The sequence below is a fragment of the Pseudomonas sp. MD195_PC81_125 genome, assembly GCF_014060985.1.
In the GTDB taxonomy this organism is placed as follows: Bacteria; Pseudomonadota; Gammaproteobacteria; order Pseudomonadales; family Pseudomonadaceae; genus Aquipseudomonas; species Aquipseudomonas parakoreensis.
This window is the reverse complement of sequence record NZ_JABULD010000506.1, coordinates 1-7,746: the sequence shown is the minus strand read 5'-3', so window position 1 is coordinate 7,746 and position 7,746 is coordinate 1. Positions and strand designations below refer to the sequence as shown.

Annotated in this window: 8 protein-coding genes and 2 pseudogenes; 6 read left to right on the top strand and 4 right to left on the bottom strand. The window is 59.0% G+C overall.

Translation table 11 applies throughout. From position 1 onward, the window contains the following. The 4 genes and pseudogenes from HT737_RS20195 to HT737_RS20180 form a co-directional block, all read right to left on the bottom strand. Positions 1–232: pseudogene (locus tag HT737_RS20195) on the bottom strand (toluene tolerance protein); the annotation flags it as partial. 11 nt (positions 233–243) lie between these two features. Continuing rightward, a complete protein-coding gene (mlaD, locus tag HT737_RS20190; RefSeq protein WP_007967220.1) occupies positions 244–711 on the bottom strand; it encodes an outer membrane lipid asymmetry maintenance protein MlaD in 468 nt (155 codons plus the stop codon). After that, positions 711–1,508, bottom strand: a complete 798-nt coding sequence (gene mlaE, locus HT737_RS20185) for a lipid asymmetry maintenance ABC transporter permease subunit MlaE (RefSeq protein ID WP_025109452.1) — start codon at positions 1,506–1,508, stop codon at positions 711–713. Before mlaE ends, mlaD begins: the two co-directional genes overlap by 1 nt. Further along, positions 1,508–2,316, bottom strand: a pseudogene (locus HT737_RS20180) (ATP-binding cassette domain-containing protein). Before HT737_RS20180 ends, mlaE begins: the two are co-directional and overlap by 1 nt. A gap of 275 nt (positions 2,317–2,591) precedes the next feature. On the opposite strand from HT737_RS20180, the gene HT737_RS20175 reads away from it, so the two are divergent. The 6 genes from HT737_RS20175 to HT737_RS20150 all read left to right on the top strand — a co-directional run bounded on the left by HT737_RS20175 (position 2,592) and on the right by HT737_RS20150 (position 7,610). Further along, the gene (locus tag HT737_RS20175) at positions 2,592–3,566 is read left to right on the top strand and encodes a KpsF/GutQ family sugar-phosphate isomerase (protein WP_027610849.1); all 975 of its coding nucleotides are present in this window, start codon (positions 2,592–2,594) and stop codon (positions 3,564–3,566) included. Then, positions 3,566–4,090 carry an HAD family hydrolase gene (locus HT737_RS20170; protein WP_007967216.1) on the top strand — a complete coding sequence of 175 codons (525 nt, stop codon included), beginning with the start codon at positions 3,566–3,568 and terminating at the stop codon, positions 4,088–4,090. Before HT737_RS20175 ends, HT737_RS20170 begins: the two co-directional genes overlap by 1 nt. Before the next feature lie 8 nt (positions 4,091–4,098). Beyond that, entirely contained in the window at positions 4,099–4,671 is a 573-nt protein-coding gene (gene lptC, locus HT737_RS20165; protein WP_182403858.1) for an LPS export ABC transporter periplasmic protein LptC, read from the top strand. Then, positions 4,658–5,203 (top strand): lipopolysaccharide transport periplasmic protein LptA, encoded by a 546-nt coding sequence (gene lptA / locus HT737_RS20160; protein WP_025109456.1) that lies wholly within the window; start codon positions 4,658–4,660, stop codon positions 5,201–5,203. The genes lptC and lptA overlap by 14 nt, the downstream gene beginning before the upstream one ends. Then, positions 5,203–5,928, top strand: a complete 726-nt coding sequence (lptB, locus tag HT737_RS20155; RefSeq protein WP_041072850.1) for an LPS export ABC transporter ATP-binding protein — start codon at positions 5,203–5,205, stop codon at positions 5,926–5,928. Before lptA ends, lptB begins: the two co-directional genes overlap by 1 nt. Before the next feature lie 188 nt (positions 5,929–6,116). Beyond that, entirely contained in the window at positions 6,117–7,610 is a 1,494-nt protein-coding gene (locus tag HT737_RS20150) for an RNA polymerase factor sigma-54 (protein ID WP_121183720.1), read from the top strand. Positions 7,611–7,746: the final 136 nt, after the last annotated feature.

Genomic DNA, 7,746 nt, shown 5'->3' with positions numbered 1-7,746 from the left:
TGCTCTTGGAAATGCCCTCGGCATCCACTACCGGGCCGACGATGTTGTTCAACGCGGCATAGAAATCAGCCGGATCCTGCTTGTATTTCGCTTTGTTGGCCGACAGGTCGGCCAGCATCCGGTTCGTGGTGTCCTGAACCAGATCGTGCGCCGATTGCCCGGGCGCAGCGTTAGCCAGCAGTGGCAGTGTCGCGAGCAACACCAACAGGCCACGTCGCAAGGTAGAGATCATTCAAAAGCTCCTCATTTGGCGTCTTTGCTAACGGTATTGAGCAGGAATTTACCGATCAGGTCTTCCAGTACCAGAGACGACTGCGTGTCGTGGATGGTTCCACCATCCTTCAGACGAGTGTCCTCCCCACCCACGCTGATGCCGATGTACTTCTCGCCCAACAGGCCAGCGGTCAGGATAGACGCTGTGGAGTCGGTCGGCAGGTTGTCGACCTTTTTATCCACTTGCAGGGTGACCCGACCGGTGAAGCTGTCGCGATCCAGATCGATGGCCGTGACCTTGCCGATGGTTACACCGGCCATGGTCACTTTGGCTCTGACCGTCAAACCGGCGATATTGTCGAAGTAGGCATACAGCTTATAGGTGTCGGTGGTCGAGGTCGGAGACAGGCCACTGACCCGCAGCGCCAGCAGCAACAAGGCCAGGATCCCTGCCAGCAGGAACAGGCCGACACCGATTTCCAGGGTGCGGTTTTGCATCAGAAATCTCCAAACATCAAAGCGGTCAGAATAAAGTCCAGGCCGAGCACTGCCAGCGAGGCAAACACCACGGTCTTGGTGGTGGCACGACTGATCCCCTCGGAAGTGGGCTCACAGTCATAGCCTTGGAATACGGCAATCCAGGTCACTACAAAGGCAAAAACAATACTTTTGATCACGCCGTTGAGCACGTCACTGGTGAAATTCACGCTGTTCTGCATGTTCGCCCAATAAGAGCCTTCATACACACCCAGCCAGTCGACAGCCACCCACGAACCACCCCAGATGCCTACCACGCTGAAAATCATCGCCAGCACCGGCAGGGAAATGAAACCGGCCCACAGGCGCGGAGCAATGATGTACTTGAGCGGGTCGACGCCGATCATTTCCAGGCTGGAAAGCTGTTCGGTGGACTTCATGTTGCCGATTTCGGCCGTCAGCGCCGAACCGGCACGCCCGGCAAACAGCAACGCCGTCACCACCGGACCCAACTCTCGCAACAAAGTCAGGGCAACCATCTGTCCCACTGCCTGCTCCGAACCGTAGCTCGACAGAATACTGAAGCCCTGCAGCGCCAGCACCATGCCGATGAAAATCCCCGAGACGACGATGATCACCAGCGACATCACGCCAACCGAATGCAGTTGCTTGACCAGCAGACCAAAACCGCCGCTGATGCCGCCACGACCGAGCAGGGCGTGAAACAGGAACAGGGTCGCGCGGCCAAACACCGCCACGGCGTCGATCGCCGTCTCGCCGAAGCGGCGGACGCGTTCTATCAATGAAATTCTGCGCATCAGCGCTTCCCCAGAAGATCTGCGCGGTAATCCGTCGCTGGAAAATGGTACGGCACCGGGCCATCGGGGTTGCCGGTCATGAACTGGCGAATACGCGGTTCATCCGAGTTCATCAATTCGTCCGGCGTGCCCTGTCCCAGCACCTGACCATCACCCACGACATAGATGTAGTCAGCGATGCTCGCGGTTTCGGCCAGGTCGTGGGAAACCACAATGCTGGTAATGCCCAGCGCATCGTTGAGCAGACGGATCAGACGCACCAGCACGCCCATGGCGATCGGATCCTGACCAACGAAAGGCTCGTCATACATGAGAATCTGCGGATCGAGCGCGATCGCCCGCGCCAGCGCCACGCGACGTTTCATGCCGCCCGACAGCTCGTCCGGCATCAACTCGATCGCGCCGCGCAGTCCAACCGCCTGCAATTTGAGCAGGACGATGTCGCGGATCATCTCGTCCGGTAATTGGGTATGAACCGCAGGGGGAAAGCGACGTTCTCGAAGACATCGAGATCGGTAAACAGCGCGCCACTTTGAAACAGCACGCCCATGTGCTTTCGCGCATCGAACAGATCACTGCGCGACAGCGACGGCAGGTTCTGACCGTTGACCCAGACTTCCCCGCTGGAGGGACGTAATTGCGCGCCCATCAATCGCAGCAGCGTGGTCTTGCCACACCCGGAAGGCCCCATGATGCCGGTAACCTTGCCGCGCGGGATGCGAATATCGACGTTATTGAAAATGCTGCGCGCACCGCGCTTGAAGGAGACTCCCTTCAGCTCGACCGCGTAGGCGTTATCGGCACTCATCTAAACTCCTTGCGATGCAGCCTCTCACTCGGACGCCTGGCTTTCCGCAGAAAGCACATACCTCCCGGGCAGGCCGAACTGGCGGCGAACTATATCACTGCAAACGCCAAGCGCCCAAGGCCCATGCCCTTCCGCGTTCAACGATATGACAGGCCCGACGGCACTTTTTCGGGGTTTTGGTTGCCAGGAATGACAAAGCTCGACGAACTTGCGTGAGGCTTTTCAACATAACCGCTATAATCGCCGCCTTTTCATCGGGCTATACGATTTCTGACATGAGCCAATCCAGCGACCTGATTCAATCGGCACAACGCACCATCCGCCTCGAAGTGGAAGCCGTACAAGGCTTGTTGCCCCATATCGACGCCGATTTCGTACGCGCTTGCGAGATGATTCTGGCCAGCAAGGGCCGTGTGGTCGTGGTCGGCATGGGCAAATCCGGGCACGTCGGCAACAAGATTGCCGCGACCCTGGCCAGCACCGGCACCCCGGCATTTTTTGTTCATCCAGCCGAAGCCAGCCACGGCGACATGGGCATGATCACCCGCGATGACGTGATCCTTGCCCTCTCCAACTCCGGCTCGACCAACGAAATCGTCACCCTGCTGCCGTTGATCAAGCGCCTGGGCATCCAGTTGATCAGCCTGACCGGCAATCCACAGTCACCGCTGGCCAAGGCCGCCGAAGTCAATCTCAACGTTCACGTCGAGCACGAAGCCTGCCCGCTGAACCTGGCACCGACTTCCTCGACCACCGCTGCGCTGGTCATGGGCGATGCCCTGGCCGTGGCGCTGCTGGAAGCCCGGGGTTTTACCGCCGAAGATTTTGCTTTCTCCCACCCGGGCGGCGCCCTGGGTCGACGCCTGTTGCTGAAAGTGGAAAACGTCATGCACGCCGGCCAGGAGTTGCCGCAAGTGCAACGCGGCACCCTGCTCAAGGACGCGCTCATGGAAATGACCCGCAAGGGCCTGGGCATGACCGCGATCGTTGAAGCCGATGGCAAACTCGCCGGGATCTTCACCGACGGCGACTTGCGCCGCACCCTGGATCGCAGCATCGACATCCGCAGCGCCACCATCGACCAGGTCATGACCGCACACGGCAAGACCGCACGGCCGGAGATGCTCGCCGCCGAAGCGCTGAAAATCATGGAAGACCACCGAATCAACGCACTGGTGGTCGTGGACGAAGAAGATCGCCCGATCGGCGCCTTCAACCTCTCCGATCTGCTGCGTGCAGGAGTGATGTAATGACAACCGATCTGCTGCAACGCGGCAAAGCGATCAAACTGGCGGTGTTCGACGTCGATGGCGTCCTCACCGACGGGCGCCTGTACTTCCTCGAAGACGGCAGCGAATTCAAGACCTTCAACACCCTCGACGGCCAGGGCATCAAGATGCTGATGAATGCCGGCGTAGAAACCGCCATCATCAGCGGCCGCAAGACGCCGGTGGTCGAGCGCCGGGCGAAGAACCTCGGCATCCCGCACCTGTTTCAGGGTCGCGAAGACAAATTGGTGGTTCTGGACGGCCTATTGGCGCAACTGGGCCTAAGCTATGAACAGGTCGCCTACCTCGGTGACGACCTGCCTGACCTGCCGGTGATCCGCCGCGTAGGCTTGGGCATGGCCGTGGCCAATGCTGCCGACTTCGTGCGCGAACACGCCCATGGCGTGACCCGGGCCCGCGGTGGCGAAGGTGCCGCCCGAGAGTTCTGCGAATTGATCCTGCGCGCCCAGGGCCGCCTCGATGCGGCCAACGCCGCGTACCTGTGAGCCAAACCATGTTTAGCAAAAAATTTCGCAACTTCCTGTTGTTCGGCTGTATCGCTGCCCTGTTTGCAGCGGTCGGCTACTGGAACATCAGCCCTGAACGGTTCCTCGACAAACCTGTGACCAAGGTCGAAGACACCGCCATCGACTGGTACGCCACGAACACGCATACCCTGCAATACCTTCCGGACGGCAAGGTGCAGTACGAAATGACGTCGGACAAGGCCGAGCATCTGAAAGCGACGGACGTGACACTGGTCACCAAACCCGACCTCAACATGTTCCGCGGCACAGACTTTCCATGGCACGTGACCAGCGAGCGTGGCGAAGTAAACCCGGACGGAACCCAGGTAGAACTGATCGACTCGGTACGCATCAAGCGCACCGATGAAAAGAACCGCGACACCCTGATCACCAGCACCCGCATGACGGTGTTCCCTCAGCAGCAATATGCGCAGACCAAGCAACCCGTTAGAATCGACGGCGCTGGCGGTGTATCGACTGGCGTGGGAATGAAGGCGTATTTGAAGGAAAGCAGGATACACCTGCAATCGAACGTAAGAGGACAGTATGAGGCTCGTTAAAACCCTCCCTATTTTGCTCAGTCTGGGCGCAGCACTGGGAAGCGTGAGCGCCTGGGCTCTGCCGAACGATCAGCAGCAACCTATCCGCATTCAGGCCGACGACGCCCAACTGGACGACAAGAATGGCATCGCCACCTATAAAGGTGACGTGATCATCACCCAGGGTTCGATGATCGTTAAGGGCAATACGGTGACCATCACCCGTACCCCGACCGGCGACATCGACGTGGTGACCTCGGTGGGTAACCTTGCCTACTTCGAGCAGTTGCAAACCCAGGGTGACACCAAGCCTGTACAGGGCTGGGGCGTGACGATCCAGTATCACGCCGCGCAAAACCGCGTCGTGCTGATCGACAAGGCCAAGGTTGTCGACAAGGACAACAACACCACCCAGGGCGAGAAAATCGTCTATGACACGGTGAGAAAACTGGCCAGCGCCGGTCGCGCTACCGGCAACAAGGTCACCGAGACGCGTCCGCGCATCGACATGGTGATCCAGCCGAAGAAGAAAACCGACGAGAAAACCCAGTAATGGCAACTCTGAAAGCTCAGCACCTGGCCAAGGCCTATAAAAGCCGCCAGGTCGTGCGTGACGTCAGTCTGTCGATCGACAGCGGCCAGATCGTCGGCCTGCTCGGCCCGAACGGTGCCGGCAAGACCACCTGCTTCTACATGATCGTCGGCCTGGTGCAGGCCGATCAGGGCCGCGTACTGATCGACGATCTGGACGTCAGCCACCAGCCGATGCACGGTCGCGCCAAGGCCGGTATCGGCTATCTGCCGCAAGAAGCGTCGATCTTCCGCAAACTGTCGGTGGCCGACAACATCATGGCGATCCTCGAGACCCGTCAGGAGCTCGACAAGGCCGGTCGTCGCAAGGAGCTGGAAAGCCTGCTGCAGGAGTTCCATATCAGCCACATCCGCGACAACCTCGGCATGAGCCTGTCCGGTGGTGAACGCCGTCGGGTGGAAATCGCCCGCGCCCTGGCGACCGCCCCGAAATTCATCCTGCTCGACGAACCGTTCGCCGGTGTCGACCCGATCTCGGTCGGCGACATCAAGCAGATCATCCATCACCTCAAGGCCAAGGGCATCGGTGTACTGATCACCGACCATAACGTGCGTGAGACGCTGGATATCTGCGAGACCGCCTACATCGTCAACGACGGTCAACTGATCGCTGAAGGCGATGCGGCAACCATCCTTGCCAACGACCTGGTGAAGGAAGTGTACCTGGGCCACGAGTTCCGCCTCTAAAGCGCGAGCGCATTCGGCCAGCCGTCCGGGTGCTGTAACGTTGAAGCGCTTTTTTTATACGCTTTATTGTTACAGCGCTCTAGGCAAACACGACAGTTTCAGGCATATAATTTGCTTAAGTTTGGCGCTTCGGCGCCCTGTAGTGGATGGCGCATGCGCGCCGGCGAATAAGGTGTTAAGCCCCTGCCATGAAACCATCGCTAGTCTTGAGAATGGGCCAGCAGCTGACGATGACACCGCAGCTGCAACAGGCCATCCGCCTGCTCCAATTGTCGACCCTGGATCTGCAACAGGAAATCCAGGAGGCCCTGGAATCCAATCCGATGCTCGAGCGCCAGGAAGAAGGCGACGACTTCGACAACTCCGATCCATTGGCCGACAACGCCGAACAAAAACCCAACACCGAGATTCAGGAACCCTCCTATCAGGAAACCGCCCCGACGGTGGACAACCTGGAGGAAGGCGAATGGAACGAGCGCATTCCTAACGAATTGCCCGTCGATACCGCCTGGGAAGACGTCTACCAGACCAGCGCCAGCAGCCTGCCCAGCAGCGATGACGACGAGTGGGATTTCACCACTCGCACCTCCGCCGGGGAAAGCCTGCAAAGCCATCTGCTGTGGCAACTGAACCTGGCGCCAATGTCCGACACCGACCGCCTGATCGCCGTGACCCTGATCGACTGCATCAACAATCAGGGTTATCTCGACGAAACCCTCGAAGAAATTCTCGACGCCTTTGATCCGGAACTCGACATCGAGCTGGACGAGATCGAAGCCGTCCTGCACCGCATCCAGCAATTCGAACCCGCCGGCATCGGCGCGCGCAACCTCGGTGAATGCCTGTTGCTGCAACTGCGTCAGCTCCCGGCCAAGACTCCTTGGCTGAACGAAGCCAAGCGTCTGGTCAGCGATTACATCGATCTGCTTGGCAGTCGCGACTACAGCCAGCTGATGCGACGCATGAAGCTCAAGGAAGACGAGCTGCGTCAGGTCATCGAACTGGTGCAGAGCCTCAATCCGCGCCCGGGTTCACAGATCGAATCCACCGAAGCCGAGTACGTGGTGCCTGACGTGATTGTGCGCAAGGACAACGAACGCTGGCTGGTCGAGCTGAATCAGGAGTCGGTGCCTCGTCTGCGGGTCAATGCGCAGTACGCCGGGTTCGTGCGGCGCGCCGACACCAGCGCCGACAACACCTTCATGCGCAATCAGCTGCAGGAAGCGCGCTGGTTCATCAAGAGCCTGCAAAGCCGCAATGAAACCCTGATGAAGGTGGCCACCCAGATCGTCGAGCACCAACGTGGCTTCCTGGAATACGGCGACGAAGCCATGAAACCGTTGGTCCTGCATGACATCGCCGAGGCGGTCGGCATGCACGAATCGACGATTTCCCGGGTCACCACGCAGAAATTCATGCATACCCCTCGGGGCATTTATGAACTGAAATACTTTTTCTCCAGCCACGTCAGCACCTCCGAAGGCGGTGAATGCTCATCCACGGCGATCCGCGCGATCATCAAAAAACTGGTCGCGGCGGAAAATCAGAAAAAGCCATTGAGTGACAGCAAGATCGCTGGTTTACTGGAGGCACAAGGCATTCAGGTGGCTCGCCGCACCGTCGCCAAGTACCGTGAATCCCTCGGGATCGCGCCTTCGAGCGAACGCAAGCGGTTGATGTAAGCCACGTTACAGCGTTCCAGTGGCAGGCTATCCGGCCTGCCGCTTTATGCACTGGCAACGAAGGAGAAGCTGTATGCAAGTCAACATCAGTGGACACCAACTGGAAGTGACCGAACCTCTGCGCACCTACATCAAC

Bases quoted from the DNA above. Each gene is read 5' to 3' on its own strand.
- HT737_RS20170 (WP_007967216.1), top strand. From the start codon at position 3,566: ATGACAACCGATCTGCTGCAACGCGGCAAAGCGATCAAACTGGCGGTG.
- lptA (WP_025109456.1), top strand. From the start codon at position 4,658: ATGAGGCTCGTTAAAACCCTCCCTATTTTGCTCAGTCTGGGCGCAGCA.
- lptC (WP_182403858.1), top strand. From the start codon at position 4,099: ATGTTTAGCAAAAAATTTCGCAACTTCCTGTTGTTCGGCTGTATCGCT.
- HT737_RS20150 (WP_121183720.1), top strand. From the start codon at position 6,117: ATGAAACCATCGCTAGTCTTGAGAATGGGCCAGCAGCTGACGATGACA.
- mlaD (WP_007967220.1), bottom strand. From the start codon at position 711: ATGCAAAACCGCACCCTGGAAATCGGTGTCGGCCTGTTCCTGCTGGCA.
- lptB (WP_041072850.1), top strand. From the start codon at position 5,203: ATGGCAACTCTGAAAGCTCAGCACCTGGCCAAGGCCTATAAAAGCCGC.
- mlaE (WP_025109452.1), bottom strand. From the start codon at position 1,508: ATGCGCAGAATTTCATTGATAGAACGCGTCCGCCGCTTCGGCGAGACG.
- HT737_RS20175 (WP_027610849.1), top strand. From the start codon at position 2,592: ATGAGCCAATCCAGCGACCTGATTCAATCGGCACAACGCACCATCCGC.